Source organism: Streptomyces sp. NPDC042100 (genome assembly GCF_055582325.1).
Genome location: NZ_JBVJDK010000001.1, coordinates 324,861 through 342,957 on the forward strand (window position 1 = coordinate 324,861; position 18,097 = coordinate 342,957).

The 18,097-nt window shown below is 72.4% G+C and carries 21 protein-coding genes; 10 read left to right on the plus strand and 11 right to left on the minus strand.

Features of this window, described 5'->3' with window-relative positions; genetic code table 11:
- Nucleotides 1–31: 31 nt before the first annotated feature.
- Nucleotides 32–394 carry a MerR family transcriptional regulator gene (locus tag ACZ6J5_RS01545; RefSeq protein ID WP_469386541.1) on the plus strand — a complete coding sequence of 121 codons (363 nt, stop codon included), beginning with the start codon at nt 32–34 and terminating at the stop codon, nt 392–394.
- On the opposite strand, the gene ACZ6J5_RS01550 is transcribed toward ACZ6J5_RS01545, so the two are convergent.
- The 3 genes from ACZ6J5_RS01550 to ACZ6J5_RS01560 are packed head-to-tail and all read right to left on the minus strand — an operon-like array spanning nt 384 to nt 2,118.
- A complete protein-coding gene (locus ACZ6J5_RS01550; protein WP_469387412.1) occupies nt 384–971 on the minus strand; it encodes an HAD-IA family hydrolase in 588 nt (195 codons plus the stop codon). The two genes, ACZ6J5_RS01545 and ACZ6J5_RS01550, sit on opposite strands and share 11 nt — an antisense overlap.
- A gap of 41 nt (nt 972–1,012) precedes the next feature.
- Entirely contained in the window at nt 1,013–1,258 is a 246-nt protein-coding gene (locus ACZ6J5_RS01555) for a DUF397 domain-containing protein (RefSeq protein ID WP_469386543.1), read from the minus strand.
- Nucleotides 1,255–2,118, minus strand: a complete 864-nt coding sequence (locus ACZ6J5_RS01560) for a helix-turn-helix domain-containing protein (protein ID WP_469386545.1) — start codon at nt 2,116–2,118, stop codon at nt 1,255–1,257. Before ACZ6J5_RS01560 ends, ACZ6J5_RS01555 begins: the two co-directional genes overlap by 4 nt.
- Nucleotides 2,119–2,209: 91 nt before the next feature.
- On the opposite strand from ACZ6J5_RS01560, the gene ACZ6J5_RS01565 reads away from it, so the two are divergent.
- From ACZ6J5_RS01565 to ACZ6J5_RS01580, 4 genes are all read left to right on the plus strand, one after another.
- Nucleotides 2,210–2,626 (plus strand): ATP-binding protein, encoded by a 417-nt coding sequence (locus ACZ6J5_RS01565; RefSeq protein ID WP_469386547.1) that lies wholly within the window; start codon nt 2,210–2,212, stop codon nt 2,624–2,626.
- Nucleotides 2,627–2,734: 108 nt separating this feature from the next.
- Nucleotides 2,735–3,280, plus strand: a complete 546-nt coding sequence (locus tag ACZ6J5_RS01570) for a hypothetical protein (RefSeq protein ID WP_469386549.1) — start codon at nt 2,735–2,737, stop codon at nt 3,278–3,280.
- Nucleotides 3,281–3,442: 162 nt separating this feature from the next.
- Nucleotides 3,443–4,309, plus strand: coding sequence for an isocitrate lyase/PEP mutase family protein (locus ACZ6J5_RS01575; protein ID WP_469386551.1), 867 nt, complete (start codon nt 3,443–3,445; stop codon nt 4,307–4,309).
- The gene (locus ACZ6J5_RS01580) at nt 4,306–4,554 is read left to right on the plus strand and encodes a hypothetical protein (RefSeq protein ID WP_469386553.1); all 249 of its coding nucleotides are present in this window, start codon (nt 4,306–4,308) and stop codon (nt 4,552–4,554) included. Before ACZ6J5_RS01575 ends, ACZ6J5_RS01580 begins: the two co-directional genes overlap by 4 nt.
- A 252-nt stretch (nt 4,555–4,806) precedes the next feature.
- Here the strand turns inward: ACZ6J5_RS01580 and ACZ6J5_RS01585 are convergent, their stop codons facing one another.
- The 4 genes from ACZ6J5_RS01585 to ACZ6J5_RS01600 all read right to left on the minus strand — a co-directional run bounded on the left by ACZ6J5_RS01585 (nt 4,807) and on the right by ACZ6J5_RS01600 (nt 8,402).
- Nucleotides 4,807–5,313, minus strand: a complete 507-nt coding sequence (locus ACZ6J5_RS01585; protein ID WP_469386554.1) for a mycothiol transferase — start codon at nt 5,311–5,313, stop codon at nt 4,807–4,809.
- Between the two features lie 131 nt (nt 5,314–5,444).
- Complete coding sequence (locus tag ACZ6J5_RS01590; RefSeq protein WP_469386556.1) at nt 5,445–7,460, minus strand: serine/threonine-protein kinase; 2,016 nt, start codon at nt 7,458–7,460, stop codon at nt 5,445–5,447.
- Between the two features lie 197 nt (nt 7,461–7,657).
- Complete coding sequence (locus ACZ6J5_RS01595; RefSeq protein WP_469386558.1) at nt 7,658–8,068, minus strand: DnaJ family domain-containing protein; 411 nt, start codon at nt 8,066–8,068, stop codon at nt 7,658–7,660.
- A 130-nt stretch (nt 8,069–8,198) separates the two neighbouring features.
- Complete coding sequence (locus ACZ6J5_RS01600) at nt 8,199–8,402, minus strand: cold-shock protein (protein WP_100836743.1); 204 nt, start codon at nt 8,400–8,402, stop codon at nt 8,199–8,201.
- 316 nt (nt 8,403–8,718) lie between these two features.
- Between ACZ6J5_RS01600 and ACZ6J5_RS01605 the strand changes: the two genes are divergently transcribed.
- Nucleotides 8,719–9,585, plus strand: a complete 867-nt coding sequence (locus ACZ6J5_RS01605) for a menaquinone biosynthetic enzyme MqnA/MqnD family protein (protein ID WP_469386560.1) — start codon at nt 8,719–8,721, stop codon at nt 9,583–9,585.
- A 1-nt stretch (nt 9,586) separates the two neighbouring features.
- On the opposite strand, the gene ACZ6J5_RS01610 is transcribed toward ACZ6J5_RS01605, so the two are convergent.
- Nucleotides 9,587–10,642 (minus strand): alpha/beta hydrolase, encoded by a 1,056-nt coding sequence (locus tag ACZ6J5_RS01610; RefSeq protein ID WP_469386562.1) that lies wholly within the window; start codon nt 10,640–10,642, stop codon nt 9,587–9,589.
- A 168-nt stretch (nt 10,643–10,810) separates the two neighbouring features.
- Here ACZ6J5_RS01610 and mqnC point away from each other — a divergent pair, with 168 nt between their 5' ends.
- From mqnC to ACZ6J5_RS01625, 3 genes are all read left to right on the plus strand, one after another.
- Nucleotides 10,811–12,010, plus strand: coding sequence for a cyclic dehypoxanthinyl futalosine synthase (gene mqnC / locus ACZ6J5_RS01615; RefSeq protein WP_362468319.1), 1,200 nt, complete (start codon nt 10,811–10,813; stop codon nt 12,008–12,010).
- A gap of 11 nt (nt 12,011–12,021) precedes the next feature.
- Nucleotides 12,022–12,621, plus strand: coding sequence for an imidazolonepropionase-like domain-containing protein (locus ACZ6J5_RS01620; RefSeq protein WP_469386564.1), 600 nt, complete (start codon nt 12,022–12,024; stop codon nt 12,619–12,621).
- A 95-nt stretch (nt 12,622–12,716) separates the two neighbouring features.
- A complete protein-coding gene (locus ACZ6J5_RS01625) occupies nt 12,717–13,412 on the plus strand; it encodes a demethylmenaquinone methyltransferase (protein ID WP_469386566.1) in 696 nt (231 codons plus the stop codon).
- Nucleotides 13,413–13,434: 22 nt separating this feature from the next.
- Here ACZ6J5_RS01625 and ACZ6J5_RS01630 read toward each other — a convergent pair whose 3' ends face one another.
- Nucleotides 13,435–14,928 (minus strand): phosphodiester glycosidase family protein, encoded by a 1,494-nt coding sequence (locus ACZ6J5_RS01630; protein WP_469386568.1) that lies wholly within the window; start codon nt 14,926–14,928, stop codon nt 13,435–13,437.
- Complete coding sequence (locus tag ACZ6J5_RS01635) at nt 14,925–15,647, minus strand: peptidase inhibitor family I36 protein (protein ID WP_469386570.1); 723 nt, start codon at nt 15,645–15,647, stop codon at nt 14,925–14,927. The genes ACZ6J5_RS01630 and ACZ6J5_RS01635 overlap by 4 nt, the downstream gene beginning before the upstream one ends.
- 116 nt (nt 15,648–15,763) lie before the next feature.
- Here ACZ6J5_RS01635 and ACZ6J5_RS01640 point away from each other — a divergent pair, with 116 nt between their 5' ends.
- Nucleotides 15,764–17,050, plus strand: a complete 1,287-nt coding sequence (locus tag ACZ6J5_RS01640; RefSeq protein ID WP_469386572.1) for a geranylgeranyl reductase family protein — start codon at nt 15,764–15,766, stop codon at nt 17,048–17,050.
- Here ACZ6J5_RS01640 and ACZ6J5_RS01645 read toward each other — a convergent pair.
- The gene (locus ACZ6J5_RS01645; RefSeq protein WP_469386574.1) at nt 17,016–18,032 is read right to left on the minus strand and encodes a GlxA family transcriptional regulator; all 1,017 of its coding nucleotides are present in this window, start codon (nt 18,030–18,032) and stop codon (nt 17,016–17,018) included. The genes ACZ6J5_RS01640 and ACZ6J5_RS01645 overlap by 35 nt on opposite strands.
- Nucleotides 18,033–18,097 lie beyond the last annotated feature (65 nt).

Sequence of the window (18,097 nt, forward strand, 5' to 3'; positions counted from 1 at the left end):
CAAGCCTGAACGGCGGTTACGGGGGCGGCACATGAGGATCGGCGAACTGGCCCGGCGGGCCGGAGTCAGCGAGCGCTCCCTGCGCTACTACGAGCAGCAGGGCCTGCTCCGTTCCGAGCGCACCCCCGGCGGCCACCGCGCCTACGGCGAGTGGGCCGTGGACCGCGTCATCCGCATCCAGGCGCTGTACGCCGCCGGCCTCGGCAGCAAGAAGATCGCCCTGCTGCTCCCGTGCATGAGGGACGCCGACGGCGGCCCGACCCCGCTCACCACCGGCGGGCTCGTCGACGAGCTGATCGTCGAGCGCGACCGCATCGACCGCATGATCCTCGACCTCGTCCGCTCCCGTGACGTCCTGGACGAGGTCATCGACGCGGCGACGGTCAGGGCCTGACCCCCGCCCGCGCCAGGATCTCCGGCGCCGCCTCCGCGAGCGTCGCGAAGTGCCGCTGCGAACCCTCGGCGGGCTCGGCCGTGTTGACCGTCCACACCGTCATCCCGGCCGCCCGCCCGGCGCGCACGCCCGAGGGCGCGTCCTCGATCACCAGACACTCCGCCGGGTCCGCCCCCAGCAGCTCCGCCGCCCGCAGGTACGGCACCGGCGAGGGCTTCCCCTCGCTCACCGCCGCCGCGTCCACCAGCAGCTCCGGCACCGGCAGCCCGGTCCGCTCGAACCGCCCGCGCACCCGGTGCGCGTAGTTCGACGTCACCAGCCCCCAACGCCCCTCGGGCAGCGCGGCGAGCAGCCCCGCCGCGCCCGCGAAGGCGTCGTACGTTCCCGAGCGCACGTCCTCGTCCTCCAGCGCGTGCAGCAGCGCCAGGCACTCCGCCGGATCGGCGCCCGGCGCCACGGCCGCGAAGGTCTCGACGGGCCGCGTCCGCAGCGCCACCGCGTACACCTCGTCCCCGTCGAGCCCGTACCGCCCGGCCCACTCGTGCCAGACGCGCCGCTGGTTGGCGACGGCGTCCATGAGCGTGCCGTCCACGTCGAAGAGAACGAAGTCCTTGCTGGTCACGCGCCAGATGCTACGACCACGAACGCGGCCCACGAGGCGGGGGTGACGGCGAGCTGCGGGCCGTCGGGGTTCTTGGAGTCGCGGACGTGGACCGTGGTGGGGTGAGCGGCCACCTCGACGCAGTTGCCGCCTTCGCCGCCGCTGTAGCTGGACTTGCGCCAGTCGTAGGCGATCTCGACGCACTCGCCGCCCTCGCCGCCGCTGTAGCTGCTCTTGAACCAGGCCAGATCCGCGGTGCTCATAGCTCTCCCAGCATCTTCTCGATCAAGTCCAGGGACTCAAGGGGCGTGAGTGCCTGTGCCCGGATGATCCCATAGCGCTCGGCGTACGTGCGCACCTCTTCCGGATCGGTGATCAGCCGGGCGTGACCGTAGCTCTCGATGTACGCGACCTCCCGCCGCCCCTTGGGAGTGAGGAGCGTGAACGCGCCTTCAAGTCCGGGGTGTTCCACGCAGCCGAAGGGAAGAACCTGGAGGTGCACCGTGCGCAGCCGGGAGACCTCGACCAAGCGACGCAACTGCTCTCGAAAGGCGTCCCGGCCGCACAGCGGCCGACGCAGCACGCTCTCCTCGATGACGAAGCTCATCGTCGGGGCGGGCCACTTGTCGAAGATCGCCTGCCGGGAGATCCGGTCGGAGATGCGCTTCTCCAGCATCTCTTCGTCGTACAGCGGGCGGCGGTGACGGAAAACGGCCTCCGCGTACGGCCGCGTTTGCAAGAGACCCGGTACGGCCTGCACCTCGTAGTAGTGCAGCGCCACCGCCTTCGCCTCTTCGTCGGCAAAGTCCCGGAACCAGTCCGGGTGCCGCACCCGCGCCCTCGCCAGCGCCTCGCGTACGTCGTCCACGGCGGCGATGAGGATGCCGTCCGCGCCCAGGATCGGGTCCGCCAGGATCAGGAAGTCGGGCTGCGGGGTCCGTACGCCGCGCTCGACGGACGAGATCAGGTCCTCGCTACAGTGCGTGGCCGTCGCGAGCTCCGCCTGGCTCATGCCGGAGTTCTTGCGCAGCACCTTGATGATTTTCCCCAGCGCCTTGAACAAGTACGCCGTACCGTCTACTTCGGAGGGCCTTTCCGGCCGCTCCTCCTTGCCCACCGACATCCGTACCGCCTTCTTGGCGTGCTAGTACCGCTACTCAGCGTCGTGGTGAAGCCCCTGGTCAGCGTAGGGCTGGCGGGCCAGGCTCGGGGCCATGAAGACGGAAATGACCTCCTCGACCACCCCAACCGGTGAGTCGGGTGGCGAGTTCGCGCAACGCTTCTCCGCAACGCGCCGGGGCGCACGCCTGGCGCGCCTGCTGGCGGTGCGGCAGTTGCACGAGTGGGGCGTGGCGACGGTCGACGCGGTGGAGCTGGTGGTGGCCGAGCTGGCGAGCAACGCGGTGACGCACGGGCTGGTGCAGGGCCGGGACTTCGAGTTACGGCTGGTGCTGGCGGCCGATCACGTACGGGTGGAGGTGTCGGACGCGCGGGGCGAGCGCGGGCCGGCGCCCGATCCGTGCCCCGACGAGCACGGCTACGGGCTGCTGCTGGTGTCCGCGCTGGCGACGGCGTGGGGGGTGAGCGGCCGGGAGGTCGGCAAGACGGTGTGGGCGGCCGTCCCCAGGTGAGGGCGGTCGCGCTACCTCAATTCTTCCTCTGAGATCGCGAGCTCCGCTCGATCGGGCCCGCCGCGCGCGGTTACGGTCTGCGCAACGCTCAAGGGTTCGGGGGGAACGATGGGTATCGCTGATCGGCGTGCCGTGAAGCTGGTGACGGGGACCGCCCTGGTGGCCCTGGGGCTGCTGGTGACCGGGTGCACGGAGGGGGCGGCGCCGAGGGCGTCGGCCCCGTCGGTCGCGGCGCCGACGGAGCTGACGGCGTCCGAGCCCGCGCGGCCGGACGAGGTGGCGCAGGGCGCGCTCGCCAAGGCGCGGCTGAAGCGGGTGGCCCCGGGGCCGGCGGACATCGCGGAGGAGCCGGACGAGCCGGAGTTCGTCGAGTCGGGGATCGCCCGGGTCGCCGAGGGCGTGCGCAACCTGTCGATGCTCAAGAAGGGCGTCTATCAGGTCTACGTGTCGTGCGTCGGCGAGGGCGCGGTGAACGTCGCCGTCGCGGGTGCTCCCGCGCGGCGCGTGGCCTGCGACGGGCAGCCGGTCGGGCAGCGGGTCGCGGACGCCCCGGAGGAGCTGGCGCTGGACATCACCGGCGCCAAGGGGGCTTCGGGCATGGTCGCTTGGGAGCTCGTGGCGCTCTCGCCCGGGGGCGGGGTCCGGGTCCAGTGACGTTTCTGTGGTGAAAGCGCTACGCCTGGAGAGTGAGTAAAGCAGGAGTATAGGGATCTTCTCGGAAGTCTCAGGAAATCATCAGGGTTTGGTAAAGGGGCGTCGTGTTGCGACGACGCCCCGTCCTCTGCCGTTTTCCCCGAGATGACGAGGAGCACGACCTTGAACAGCTACGGAAGTCTTCTGCGCGAACAGATCGCGGCGCCCGGGACGACACCCCTGATCGGCGTGTACGACATGTACTCGGCGTCGGTCGCCGCCGACCACTACGACGGGATGTTCGTCTCCGGCTTCGGCTTCGCCGCCTCGTACTACGGGCTGCCGGACATCGGCTTCATCGCCTGGCCCGACATGGTCGCCTTCGTGGAGCGGCTGCGCGGCGCGTTCCCGGGGCAGCACCTGCTGGTGGACATCGACGACGGCTACGTGGACCCCGAGGTCGCCTGCCACGTCGTGGAGCGGCTGGAGCGGATCGGGGCGTCGGGGGTGATCCTGGAGGACCAGAAGCGGCCCCGGCGCTGCGGGCACGCGGACGGCAAGCAGGTGCTGCCGCTGGACGAGTACCTGGCCAAGCTGGAGATGGTGCTGGCCACCCGGCGGGACCTCGTCGTGGTGGCCCGTACGGACGCGACGGACGAGGCGGACATCCTGCGGCGGGCGAAGGCGCTGGCGGCGACCGAGGCGGACGTGGTCCTCGTGGACGGGGTGCGGAGCGTCGAGTGGATCCGGCGGATCCGGGACGTCGTCGGGGACAAGCCGCTGCTGTTCAACCAGATCGCGGGCGGCAAGTCCCCGCGCCTGTCGCTCCCGGAGCTCTCCGAGCTCGGCGTGGACGTGGCCATCTACAGCACCCCCTGCCTGTTCGCGGCGCACCGCGCGATGGACTCGGCGCTCGCCGAGCTCAAGGCGGCCGACGGGCGGCTGCCGTCCTTCGACCCGGCCGACGGCATCGGCGTCGCCGCCTCGACCCGGCTGCTGGAACGGAACATCAGCCGCCACCACGACGCCCCCGCGCGGGTGGGCGCGTGATCCGCGCCGTACCGAAGGCGCTCGGGCTGGCCGCCGTCCTGCTGGCGGCGACCGCCGCGCCCGCCATGGCCGGCAGCCTGGTGACCGTCATCGACAACTCGCAGGCGGACTCGATCCTGGAGGTGGACCGGGCGGCCAACTTCCAGTTCGGCGGGACCGGGACCGTCGGCAGCGACCACGACGGCAGCGCGGTCGACGCGATCCAGGCCCTGATGGGCGCGGTCGGCGCCCCGGAGGGCGACTGAGGACGGCCGGGGAAAGCCGAGAACTCCGCGCGCGCGGCCGAACGGCCGGACACCGCCCTCGTGGTGTCCGGCCGTTCGGCCTTCCTTACGTCCTGCCGTCTAGGCCGTCCGGGCCGGAGCCTGGGCGGCGGCGAACGCGCGGGGGACCGTGGTGTTCACGCCCGGCCAACGGCCGTGCGGCGTGATCGGTCACGGAAGGTGACCCTGGAGAGGGAGGGGCGCACGGGGCGCCCGCGAGCGCCGTCGGCTCCGTCAGCGCCGCTCGACCAGGCCCCGGACGTACGCCGCCTGGCCCGCGTGCTGGTTGTCGTCCGTCAGCACGCTGACCAGCCGGACGCCCAGCGTGACCGGCGGGTCCCAGCGGGTGTCCACGACCCTGTCCAGCTCGGCGGCGGTGACCGAGCCGACGTGGGCGACCGTGCGGGCGTGCACGGCGTCGTAGTAGGCCAGCAGCAGCTCCGCCGGGGCCCGGACGGCGGCGACCTGCGCGCGGTCGTGCCCGTAACCGGTGTCCGCCTCGGGGAAGGGCAGGCCGAAGCGGTCCGCCCAGCCCTCGGCGGACCACAGCTGCGCGGTGCCGAAGGCGTCGGCGACGTGGTCGTCCTGGATGCGGGCCAGGTGCCAGACGAGCCAGGCGACCGAGTTGGCGTCGGCGTCGGGCCGGACCGCCAGCTCCTCCTCCGTCAGGCCCTCGACGGCCTCGTGCACGGTCTCCTGGATCCGGACGAACGCGTCGAGCAGCAGGTCGGAGCTTTTCATGGGGCCACCCTCCGCCCCGCCGCCGCGTGCCCCGGCCCCGACCGGCGCCGCACGGGCGGAATTCACCCGGACGGAGCCGGACGGTACGGGTGTCGGGTCCGGGCGGCCGCTCGGCCGCCGGAGCCGGAGGGTCAGCCGGTCCGCTCGTAGTGGTAGCCGTCGCCGTGCGCGGGGCCCACGTCGTGGCGGATGCCGGTCGGGGCGGTGAGCGCGAAGAACGACGGGTCGTCGTCCTGGCAGAGGCTGTTGGAGCGCGCCTGGTCCAGGACGGCGGTCCCGAGGTTGATCCGGCTGCCGCCGTCGCTGACCGAGACCAGCCGGGCCACCTGCTCGCAGTGCACGCCGTTCTGTATGTCGGTGATCAGCTTCGCCGCGATCTGGCCGGGGGCGACCCGGTAGATGTACACCGTGTGGGGCTGGTTGATGTTGAACTGCGCGGTGTACTTCCAGGTGCCGACGAAGGCCGACGGGACGCGGTTGTCGACGGTGGCCGGGGGCTTCGGCTTGGGCGCGGTGGTGGTGGCGGGCGGCTTGGTCGCCGTACCGCCGGAGGAACCGCCCGAGGACCCGCCGGAGGAGCCCCCGGACGAGCCGCCCGAAGAGCCGCCGGAGGAGCCTCCCGAGGAGCCGCCGGAGGAGCCTCCCGAGGAGCCGCCGGAGGAGCCGCCGGACGAGGAGCCGCCCGCGCCGCCCGCGCCTCCGGCCCCGCCCGCGCCGCCCCCGGGCCCGCCGGGCGGCGGGACGGCCTGGGTCGGGGTGCCGGTGGCCGGGGCGGTCGTCGCCGGGCCCGTGCCGGTGCCCGGCCCGGTCGAGGTGGCTCCGGTGGAGGGGCCGCCGGCCGTGCCGGGCGGGGTGCTGCCGCTCGTGCCGGGGGCGCCCTGGAGGTCCCGGGCCCTGGCGTTGTCGTCGATCAGCTTCACGACCGTGCCGCTGACGCCGAGGACCACGAAGACGGCGGCGACGACGGCCCAGACCCGGGAGGCGCGACGGGGACCGGGGGAGGCGACGGGTGTGACGGGTGTGACGGGTGTGCCGGGCGGGGTGGCCGCTCCGGAGGTGCCGGGGGTGCCGGAGGTGCCCGACTCGGGCAGCAGCCCGAGGGTCCCGGTGTCCGGCGCCCCCGCCGCGCGCGCCTCCGCCTCCTGGGCCTCCTGGGCCAGCTCCTCGCTGAGCGCCTCGACGTCCAGCAGCCGGGCGGCCTGGCGGGCGAGGCGGGCGACCAGCGCGGGCGGCAGCCAGTCGTCCCCGGCCAGGGCCGCCTCCGCCGCGCCGTCCGTCAGGGCGGGGTCGGCGAGCAGGGCGTCGATGCCGGGCCGGGCGGCCGGGTCCTTGGTGAGGCAACGCCCGACGAAGGCGCGCAGCGGCTCGGAGGCGATCCGGTCGAGCTCCGGTTCGGCCTCCACGATCTGGAACATGATCGCGTGCTGGTTGCTCGCCCCGTGCCCGAAGGGCAGCCGCCCGGTGGCCGCGTACATCAGCACGCAGCCGAGCGCGAAGACGTCGGCGGCGGGCCCCAGGGACTCGCCGCGGACCTGCTCGGGGGCCATGAAGCCGGGGGAGCCGACCACCATGCCGGTGCTGGTGAGCAGCGACTCGACGGAGGGCTCCAGGGCGCGCGCGATGCCGAAGTCGATGACCCGGGGGCCCTCGACGGTCAGCATCACGTTGGACGGCTTGAGGTCCCGGTGCAGGATGCCCGCCCCGTGGATGCCCTCCAGGGCCCGCAGCAGCCCCCCGGCGAGGGCGAGGACCGAGTCGGCGGGCAGCGGCCCGTGGTCGCGTACGACCTGCTCCAGGGAGGGGCCCGGCACGAAGCCGGTGGCCACCCAGGGGCGTTCGGCCTCGGGGTCGGCGTCGAGGACCGGCGCGGTGTAGTGCTCGCCGACCTTCCGCACGGCCTCGACCTCGCGCCGGAAGCGGGCCCGGAACTGCGGGTCCTGCGCGTGCTCCTCGTGCACGACCTTCACGGCCACGGTCCGGCCGCCCTCGGAGCGGGCCAGGAACACCCGCCCCATGCCCCCGGCGCCGAGCCGCCCCAGCAGCCGGTACGGCCCGATCTGCCGGGGGTCCCCGGAGCCGAGCGGCTCCATGCCGCCGGCGTTCCTGTCGCGCTTGCCGCCCCCGTCGCGCTTGGCGCTCTCGCTCATGCGGTCCGACTCCCCCAGGTCGTATGCGTGTGCCCCTGTGCCTGTCGCGCTCAGCGTAGATGAGTACGCGTCAAGTGGACGCGTGGGGCGCCCACTTGGTTGCGGGGGGCATGGACCTGGGGGGTGTCCGCGCGGTGGCGCGCGTCACGCGAACCGGCCCTCCAGGTCCGCGAGGAGCCGCACGCTCCCGGTGCGGTTCACGAGCCTCCGGGCGGGCGCCCCGTCCGCCACTCCGCCGCCATCGCCTCGACGTCGAAGGGCTTCAGGTTCAGCGGCGGGCCCGCCGGCGGGCGGACCAGGGCCTCGGCGATCTTCGTGTTGATCTCGCCCAGGATCCGCCGCAACTGCGTCTCGGAGACGGCCGCCCGCGCCGCCTCCACCGCGTCCTCGGCCTCCTTGCGCAGGGCCAGCGCCGGCGGCAGCACGGCGGCGCCCTCGCGGTGCATCTTCTGCTTGATCCACCACAGCGCGTCGTAGGGCGCGGTGTCGTCCTCCAGCGGCTTTCCGAAGCCCTTCAGTGCGCGGAACTCCCCGCGCTCCGTCGCCTCGCGGATCTGCTTGTCCACGAACGACTCGAAGCTGACTCCAGGCGGTTTCCGTTCGGTCATGTGTCCAGCGTACGGCTGCGCCGTCCGAAGCCGCCGGAAACGGCAGGAGCCCCGCTCCGTGCGCTCGCGCGCACGGAGCGGGGCTCCTTGGGTACAGCTCTAGAGATCGCGATTAGTCGACCCGGGTCACTTAGACCGGGGTGACGTTCTCCGCCTGCGGACCCTTCGGGCCCTGCGTGACGTCGAAGTTCACGGCCTGGTTCTCCTCGAGGGAGCGGAAGCCAGACGCGTTGATCGCGGAGTAGTGGACGAAGACATCCGGGCCGCCGCCTTCCTGGGCGATGAAGCCAAAGCCCTTTTCAGCGTTGAACCACTTGACGGTTCCGGTAGCCATGAGCCCTCCTATGGGCCAAAGGGTCGCCCTGCTCCAGAACCTGCAACCAAGTCTGAAAACTACAAAAGCCTGCGGGTTACATGCTCCGCAGGCTCTGTACTGCAAGGGAAACCAAACTGCAACTTGCGTTGAGCTTAGCACGCAGAGTGCTCGCGGCGATAGAGGGAGAGATCACGTCACCCGCATGTTTGAAACCCCCTGACGTGCTGACGCGGAGATCCACGAAGGTTCCACGAGGTCTCGGACGGATGTCCGAGACGGACGGCCGGGCCGCCCCGGCGCCGCACTTCCGGCGGGACGGGACTAGTCTCGCGATGTGGACAATGCAACCGATGACCACCAGCGCAGCCGGCCCCGCGTCGGGCACATCCAGTTCCTGAACTGCCTGCCCCTCTACTGGGGCCTGGCCCGTACCGGAACCCTCCTCGACCTGGAGCTGACGAAGGACTCCCCGGAGAAGCTCAGCGAGCAGCTCGTGCGGGGCGATCTCGACATCGGCCCGATCACCCTCGTGGAATACCTCCGCCACGCGGACGAGCTGGTCGCCCTGCCCGACATCGCCGTGGGCTGCGACGGACCCGTGATGTCCTGCGTGATCGTCTCCCAGCGGCCCCTGGACCGGCTGGACGGCGCCCGGGTCGCCCTCGGCTCCACCTCGCGCACCTCCGTGCGCCTGGCGCAGCTGCTGCTCGCCGACCGCTACGGGGTGCGCCCCGACTACTACACGTGCCCACCCGACCTCGGCCTGATGATGCAGGAGGCGGAGGCCGCGGTGCTGATCGGCGACGCGGCCCTGCGGGCCTCCCTGCACGAGGCGCCCCGGCTCGGGCTCCAGGTCCACGACCTGGGCCTGATGTGGAAGGAGTGGACGGGCCTGCCGTTCGTCTTCGCCGTCTGGGCGGCCCGCAAGGACTTCCTGGCCCGCGAGCCGGAGACCGTGCGGGACGTCCACCGGGCCTTCCTCGCCTCGCGCGACCTCTCCCTGGAGGAGGTCACCAAGGTGGCGGAGCAGGCGGCCCGCTGGGAGGCGTTCGACGCGGAGCTCCTGGAGCGCTACTTCCGCACCCTGGACTTCCGCTTCGGGCCCGAGCAGCTCGCCGGCGTGCGCGAGTTCGCCCGCAGGACCGGCCCGACGACCGGCTTCCCCGCCGACGTACGGGTGGAACTGCTCGGGAGCCGCTGACTCAGACCGTCGACGGGATGGGGCCCTGGATCCGCTCGCTGATCCAGGCCATCGTCCCGTCGTCCATGCCCCGCATGTAGGAGCGGGCGTTGTGCTCGCCGTCCTGGATGACCTCCAGGCGGGTCTTCACCGGCCCCTTGCCGAAGCGGTGCATGAACGAGCGCAGGTTCCTCATGCCCGACTCCTTCGTGCCGATCTGGAAGCCGATGAAGACCTGGTTCGCCGGGATGTCCGGCTTCTGTCCGAGCGCGGCGGCCAGCAGCTCGGGGTTGTTCTCCCGCATCTCCTTGGCGTGCCCCTTCCACAACGGGGAGTCCGGCACGGTGTCGGGACCGGAGGCGATGACCGCCTTGAACTTGTCCGGCTTCTGGAGCACCGCCTTGAGTCCGGCGAATCCGCCCGAAGAGGACCCCATGAAGGCCCAGCCGTCGCGCGACTTGAAGGTGCGGAAATTCGCCCGCGCGAAATCCGGCACGTCCTCGGTCAGCCAGGTGCCCATTTTCGGTTGGCCCGGAATATCACTTCCGTCGTAGTAGAACTGGGCGTCCGGATTGAGAACAGGCATCACGACGATGAACGGCTTGCTCTTTCCCTCGTCGACCCAGGTGCTGATGTGCCCCGGGAGATCGATCCCCTTACCCGTCCAGTAGTTCGTGGGAAAGCCCTTTCCACCCGGGAGGGCGATCAGGACGGGGAAGCCGCTGTTCGCGTAGGCGGGGTCGAAATACTGCTTCGGCGCCCACACCCAGACCCGGCCGGTGAAGCCGGACTTCTCGCCGTGCAGCTCCGTGAGGGCGATCTTGGTGCCGTCCGGCAGGTCCCGCTGCACGGTGAAGGAGGACGTGGGCCCGGTGGGGAACACGGTCTCCGGCACGGCGGTGCCGATGCCCTGGCCGGGCTTGTGCCGCTGGACGGCCTGGCGCTGGGCGGGCTTGTCGCTGCGCGGGGTGTCGAAGGAGATCGGGTCCCCCTCGTCGGAGCAGCCGGCGACCAGCGAGAGCGCGGCGCCGACGGCGAGGACGGCCGTGAGGGTCCTGGACAGCTTGCGACGGTTCATGGCGGGCTCCGGTGCTTCGGGTGGATTCCGGAGAAGGAGAGGGTTCCGACGCGCGTTCGGTTGGCTCGGGACCGGCACGAATCCGCCGGAAGAGGCTGACGTAGGCTGGTTCGGTCCGTACCCGCCCGCGCCCGCCCGCGCGGGCGCAGCCTCCGAAAGGGACACCCGGTGACCGAGAAGGCCGCGCTCCAGTCCGTTCTCGACCGTGCCGCAGCCGGCGGCCGGATCACCCCCGAGGAGGCGCTCGACCTGTACCGCTCGGCGCCGCTGCACGCGCTGGGCGCCGCCGCCGACGCGGTGCGCCGCCGCCGCTACGCGGGGACCGAGCACATCGCGACGTACATCATCGAGCGCAACATCAACTACACGAACGTCTGTGTGACGGCGTGCCGCTTCTGCGCCTTCTACGCGGCCCCCAAGGACACCGACAAGGGCTGGACCCGCGACCTCGACGACATCCTGCGCCGCTGCGCGGAGACCGTGGAGCTCGGCGGCACCCAGATCATGTTCCAGGGCGGCCACCACCCCGACTTCGGCGTCGAGTACTACGAGAAGCACTTCGCCGCCATCAAGAAGGACTTCCCGCAGCTGGTCATCCACTCCCTCGGCGCCTCCGAGGTCGAGCACATGGCCCGGATCTCCAAGGTCTCCGTCGAGGAGGCCGTCACCCGCATCCACGCGGCGGGCCTCGACTCCTTCGCGGGCGCCGGCGCCGAGCTGCTGCCGGCCCGCCCGCGCAAGGCGATCGCCCCGCTGAAGGAGAGCGGCGAGCGCTGGCTGGAGATCATGGAGATCGCCCACGGGCTGGGTGTCGAGTCGACCTCCACCATGCTCATGGGCACCGGCGAGACCAACGCCGAGCGCATCGAGCACCTGCGGATGATCCGCGACACGCAGGACCGGACGGGCGGCTTCCGGGCCTTCATCCCCTACACGTACCAGCCCGAGAACAACCACCTGAAGGGGCGCACCCAGGCGACCCTCTTCGAGTACCTGCGGATGATCTCGATCGCCCGCCTCTTCCTGGACAACGTGGCCCACATCCAGGGCTCCTGGCTCACCACGGGCAAGGAGATCGGCCAGCTCACGCTGCACTACGGCGCCGACGACCTCGGCTCGATCATGCTGGAGGAGAACGTCGTGTCCTCCGCCGGCGCCAAGCACCGCTCCAACCTGCGCGAGATGATCGACATGATCCGCACCGCGGACCGCGTCCCCGCGCAGCGCTCCACCACGTACGAGCACCTGGTCGTCCACGACGACCCGGCGAACGACCCGGTGGACGAGCGCGTGGCCTCGCACATCTCGTCCATCGCGATCGAGGGCGGCACGGCCCACCCCGAGCTGAAGCTCCTCGACGCCCGCTGAGAAGGGCCCCGATGCCCACCCTGCACGCCGCCGACGCCTCCCCCGAGCTCGCCGTCCTCGTCGACGGCCCGGTCATCGCGGCCGTCGGCCCGTACGAGGAGTTGGCCGAGGCGCACCAGGACGCCCGGCTGCGCCGCTGGCCCGGCATCCTCACGCCCGGACTGCTCAACCCGTACGGGCCCGAGCTGCTGGAGGCGACCTACCACCCGGACCCCCGGGAGGCCGGGTCGCTCGGCACCGAGCCGATCACGGGGGAGCGGGCGCACGAGCTCTTCGAGTCGGACCCCGCCCGCCGGGGCGCCTCGGCGCGCCGGGGCGTGCAGCGGCTGCTCGCGCACGGCGCGGTCGCCGTCGGCGGGGAGCTGCGGAGCCGGGCCGCCGCCGACGCGGTGCGCAGGGCCGGGCTCGCCGTGGGGCAGCGCCCGCCGAGCCTGCCGGGGCCGCCGTCGCTCACCCCGAGCCCGCTGGTGCTGCTGCCCGCGCTGCGGGCGGGCGGCCCGGCCCGGTTCGCCGTCTTCGACGTGGCCGACCGGGCGGAGCTGGTCCGGCGGGGCCCCGCCACCTGCGTGGCCACGGTCATCGCCGGGCGGCTGGTCTACCGGGCCCGCTGACGGCGGACCCCCGCGTCCTGCGACAATGCGGGCGTAACGACAGCGCACAGCGCAGACCCGTACCGAACCAAACGAACCAAGTGAGGCGAACGCCGGTGACCCGCGCCACCCTGGACAAGCAGCCGCACGAAGTCGCCTCGATGTTCGACGACGTGGCGGCGAACTACGACCTCACCAACGACGTCCTGTCACTCGGTCAGGACCGGCGCTGGCGCAAGGAGGTCGCCAAGGCGGTCGACGCGCGCCCGGCGCAGAAGATCCTGGACCTGGCCGCCGGCACCGCGACCTCCTCGCAGCCCTTCGCGCGCGCCGGGGCGTACGTCGTGCCCTGCGACTTCTCGCTGGGGATGCTGCGGGTCGGCAAGAGGAACCACCCGTGGATGCCGTTCACCGCGGGCGACGGCACGAAGCTGCCGTTCCGCGACGACGTCTTCGACGCGGTCACCATCTCCTTCGGGCTGCGCAACATCCAGGACACCGACCAGGCGCTGCGCGAGCTGTACCGGGTGACCAAGCCCGGCGGCCGGGTCGTCATCTGCGAGTTCTCGCACGCCACCTGGAAGCCGTTCCGCACGGTGTACGAGGAGTACCTGATGCGCGCCCTGCCGCCGGTGGCGCGGGCCGTCTCCTCCAACCCGGACGCGTACGTGTACCTGGCCGAGTCCATCCGGTCCTGGCCCGACCAGCCGTCCCTCGCGGGCATGATGCGGAAGGCCGGCTGGTCGCGGGTGGCCTGGCGGAACCTGAGCGGCGGGATCGTCGCGATGCACCGCGGGTTCAAGGACGCCTAGCCCCCGGGCCCCTTCTCGGCGGCTACTTCTTGTACATGCCGTAGCCGCTGATCCCGGCGTACACGGCGTCGGACACCGGCCGGTGCACGTACGTGGTGCCCGCCCGGTCGGTCGGCGGGGTGCGCACGGTGGCGGTCTCCGCGGTTCCGGCGGTGGTCGCGGTGATCAGCGTCGCCGATCCGCCCCCGTCCAGGTTGAGCGCGTCGATCAGGCCGAGCTCCTCGGCGTCCAGGATCGCGGCGAAGGCGGGCAGCCAGGCACCGTCCTCGTGGGTGGTGGCGTTGGTCGGCTGGACCTGCCCGGTCAGGGTCACGAGGACCGTGTGGCCGCGCGTGTTCGTGGCGAGGGCGACCCGCGAGTCGGTGCAGATCTCGGTGCCCGGGGCGGAGCCGGGGCTGGCGGCCCCGCAGCTGTTGGCCAGGCCGGCCGGGATCTCGCCGTTGCGCAGCAGCTGGTGGAAGGAGCTCACCACGTCGACCGACGGGTCCAGCGGGACCGGCCGGTCGAACCGGGTGTCGGTGAGCGTCTGGGAGACCTTGAGCGTGCTGTCGCGCGGGGCGTGGGCGCGCAGCCAGGCGGCGCCGGTGCCGACGCCCTGGAGGATGCGCCCGCCGGAGGGCACCATGACCTCCTTCGGGTCGCCCTTGCCGCCGCCGCGGTCCTCGTGGGCGTCCGTCACCTTCCCGGCGGCGTCGAGGACGACCTCGTAGCCCTTGTCGTCGTCGGTGGAGACGTACGCGTCGAGGCCGGGCTTGGGCACCGGGTACGTGTAGTCGGGCGTGAACAGGACGATCTCGTCGGGGTCGGTGTAGACGCCCCGCTGCCCGTTGACGTCCTTCTCGGGCATCAGCTTGTCGTCCGCGTCCCGGCCGCAGCCGCGGGCCCGGCCCGGGTCCCGGTTGATGTCGTCGAGGCGCATGGTGGAGCCGTCGGACGCGGTCAGGCCGAGGTCCGTGCGCAGCGTGGTGATGTACGGGACGCCGTACTGGATGACGGCGCCCGAGGTGCCCTGGCCGCGCCCCCAGCAACTGGAGCTGTGCAGGACGCCGTCGGTGACCGAGACGCCCATGTGCTGGAGGGTGGAGGGCCCGGCGGCGGCCAGGTCCGGGTGCGGCGCCTCGGACTTGAACAGGCTGCCGTTGACACCCGCCACGGGGTGCCGGGCGGTCTTCGGGCTGACCCCGGCGAGCTGCTGGGCGACCGTCTCGGCCAGGCCGTCGCCCGCCCCGACGGTGCTCGACAGGTCGAGCGGGGCGGTGGTCGGGTCGATCTCGACGGTCTGCAGCAGCCGGGGTCTGGTCCGGTTGTCCTTGCCCGGGTCGATCTCGGTCCAGTTGGTGACCGTGATGCCGGCGGGCAGGGTCTCGGCGCCGGGCACCGGGACCTGCCGCCAGGTCTCGGCGAACGTGCGCACGGGGTCGGCCGCGCTGGTGGCGGGGGCGTTCGAGGTGGTCAGCGCGAGGGTCGCGGTGAGGGCGGCGGCGACGGCGAGGGCCGGGCGCAGGGGCGTGGTCACTGGCACTCCGAGGTTCCGTCGACGAGTTCGTGGGAGCGGAAGGTGCCCGCGAAGGGCTTGGGGACGGTGACGCTGAGGCCGCGCAGCACGACGTACGCGCCGTAGGCGCGCCCGCCGTCGGTCCAGTCGCCGGTCCAGTCGGCGTTCGGGTAGAAGCAGAGGTGCTTGGCGGTGCGGTTGAACACGGAGGCGGGTGCGGCCTCGGGGCCGTAGCTGCTGCCGTAGTTCCGCGTCGCGGTGTCGAGCCGGGGCTCGTGGACGGTCATGGCGCCGCGTCCGTTGCGCTCGGCGAAGGTGCAGACCTGGCCGTTCTGGCAGCGCTCGTAGCCGGTGAAGCAGAGGGCGCGGGTGGGGACCAGCTTGTACGAGCCGACGACCCAGCGGGTGCCGTCGGTGACGTACTCGTCGCCGCCGCCCGGCTTGACGGTCTGGAGGCCGCCGCCGTATTCGGCCCTGCCGTAGGCGCAGGCCCACATGCCGGTGTTGTTCTGGACGGACAGGACGGTGCCGGCGTCGCGCTCGGCCTTGGCGCCCTCGGCGACGTCGGTGCGGGTGCCGGTGCCGCCGCTGCCCTCGTAGAGACAGAACCGCTCGGCCGGGCAGTCGGGGAAGGTGACGGCGTCGGCCTTCCCGGGCAGGACGAGGAACGCCGTGCCGAGCAGCGCGAGGAGGGCCGCGAGCAGCGTTCCCCTCCGTATGTGTGTGCGAATTGAAGTCACGGGGGGTGATCTTGCCCTGGGGGGTGGCCCATCAGCCAGTCGTTTCCCGTCCCCCCATAGACTGCCCCGGTACGTCCGTACCGCCCTCCATCGTCGAGTCTCCGGGAGAATCCGCCGTGACCGAGCAGCCCCTCTCCGAGCACAGCGCAGACGTGATCGTCGTCGGGGCGGGCCCGGCCGGCTCGACCACCGCGTACTACCTCGCCAAGGCCGGACTCGACGTCCTGCTCCTGGAGAAGACCGCGTTCCCCCGCGAGAAGGTCTGCGGCGACGGCCTCACCCCGCGCGCCACCAAGCAGCTCGTCGCCATGGGCATCGACATCTCCGAAGAGGCCGGCTGGCTGCGCAACAAGGGCCTGCGGATCATCGGCGGCGGCGTCCGGCTCCAGCTCGACTGGCCGGATCTCGCCTCCTACCCGGACTACGGACTGGTCCGCAAGCGCGACGACTTCGACGAGCAGCTCGCCCGCCAGGCCCAGAAGGCCGGCGCCCGGCTCTACGAGCGCTGCAACGTCGGCGCCCCGGTCATCGACGACCGCACCGGCCGGATCACCGGCGTCCACGCCAAGCTCGGCGAGGAGAAGCGCGAGGTCACCTTCCACGCCCCGCTGGTCGTCGCCGCCGACGGCAACTCCAGCCGGCTCTCCCTCGCGATGGGCCTGCACCGGCGCGAGGACCGCCCGATGGGCGTCGCCGTCCGGACGTACTTCACCACCCCGCGGCACGAGGACGACTACCTGGAGTCCTGGCTGGAGCTGTGGGACCGGCGCGGCCCGCAGGACCGGCTGCTGCCCGGCTACGGCTGGATCTTCGGCATGGGTGACGGCACCTCCAACGTCGGCCTCGGCATCCTCGACTCCTCCTCCGCCTTCAAGGAGCTGGACTGGCGCGAGGTCCTCAAGGCCTGGTGCGCCTCGATGCCCGAGGACTGGGGCTTCACCCCGGACAACATGACCACCCCGATCCGCGGCGCCGCCCTGCCGATGGCCTTCAACCGCCAGCCGCACTACACCAAGGGCCTGCTGCTCGTCGGCGACGCCGGCGGCCTGGTCAACCCGTTCAACGGCGAGGGCATCGCGTACGCCATGGAGTCCGGCCAGATCGCGGCCGACGTCATCGTCCAGGCGCACGCCCGCGCCACCCCGGCCCAGCGCGAACTGGCCCTGCACAACTACCCGAAGATCCTCAAGGACACCTACGGCGGCTACTACACGCTGGGCCGCGCCTTCGTGAAGCTCATCGGCAACCCGAAGGTCATGAAGATCGCCACCCAGCGCGGCCTCACCCACCCGCTGCTGATGAAGTTCACGCTGAAGATGCTGGCCAACCTCACCGACCCGACCGGCGGCGACGCCATGGACCGCATCATCAACGGGCTCTCGAAGGTGGCCCCGAAGGCGTGAAGCCCGCCCGGTAGGCGGTCGGGGACACCCCGACCGTCCGGGTGAAGTGGCGGCGCAGATTGGCCGCCGAACCCAGCCCGCTCTGCTCGCCGACCCGCTCCACCGGCAGGTCCGTCGACTCCAGCAGCGACTGCGCCCGCGCCACCCGCTGCTCCAGCAGCCACTGGAGCGGGGTGGTGCCGTGCGCCTCGCGCACCCGCCGGTGGAAGGTGCGCGGGCTCATCCGCGCCCGGCGCGCCAGCCGGTCCACCGTCAGCGGCTCGTGCAGGTGCTCCAGCGCCCAGTGCAGCACCGGGCCCAGCTCGTCCGGCCGTTCGGCGGGCGGCAGCGGCGCCTCCACCGACTGCGGGCGGTCCCCCGCGCGGTGCGCCCCGAGCACCAGCCGGTCCGCGAGCGCCCCGGCGACGGCCGCGCCGAGGTCCTTCCGCACCAGGTGCAGGCACAGGTCCAGGCCGGCGGCGGCGCCCGCGCCGGTGAACACCCGGCCCTCGTCGGTGTAGAGGACCGAGGAGTCGACGGTGATCCCCGGATACCGGGCGGCGAGCGCGGCCGCGTAGTTCCGGTGCACGACCGCCCGGTGCCCGTCCAGCACCCCGGCGGCGCCCAGCGCGAAGGCGCCCGTGCACATCGACACCATCCGCGCCCCGGCCGCGTCCGCCGCCCGCAGCGCCGCCACCAGCTCGGCCGGCACCTCCCGGCGCCCGTCGGCGATCTCGTCCGGCACCGAGGGCACGATCACGGTGTCCGCGCCCGCGAGCGCGGCGAGATGGGCGTCCCCCCAGCCGAAGGCCGGGGGAGTGTCCAGGCCGTGGGTCCCGTACGGGGCGGGGCCGATCACCCGCAGCTCGTACCAGGGGTCGGCGAGATCCGTGTGCGGCATTCCGAACACCATGGAGACCGTGGAGAGTTCGTACAGGTCGTAGGGGGTGATGCGGCCCTGCTCGTCGGGGTGGAGGACGACAGCGACGACTCCGATGCTCATGCCGGCGAGCCTATGGCAGGAATCGTGCGCACGGCGGCGGTCCTGGTCCTGTCGGCCGGATCCGG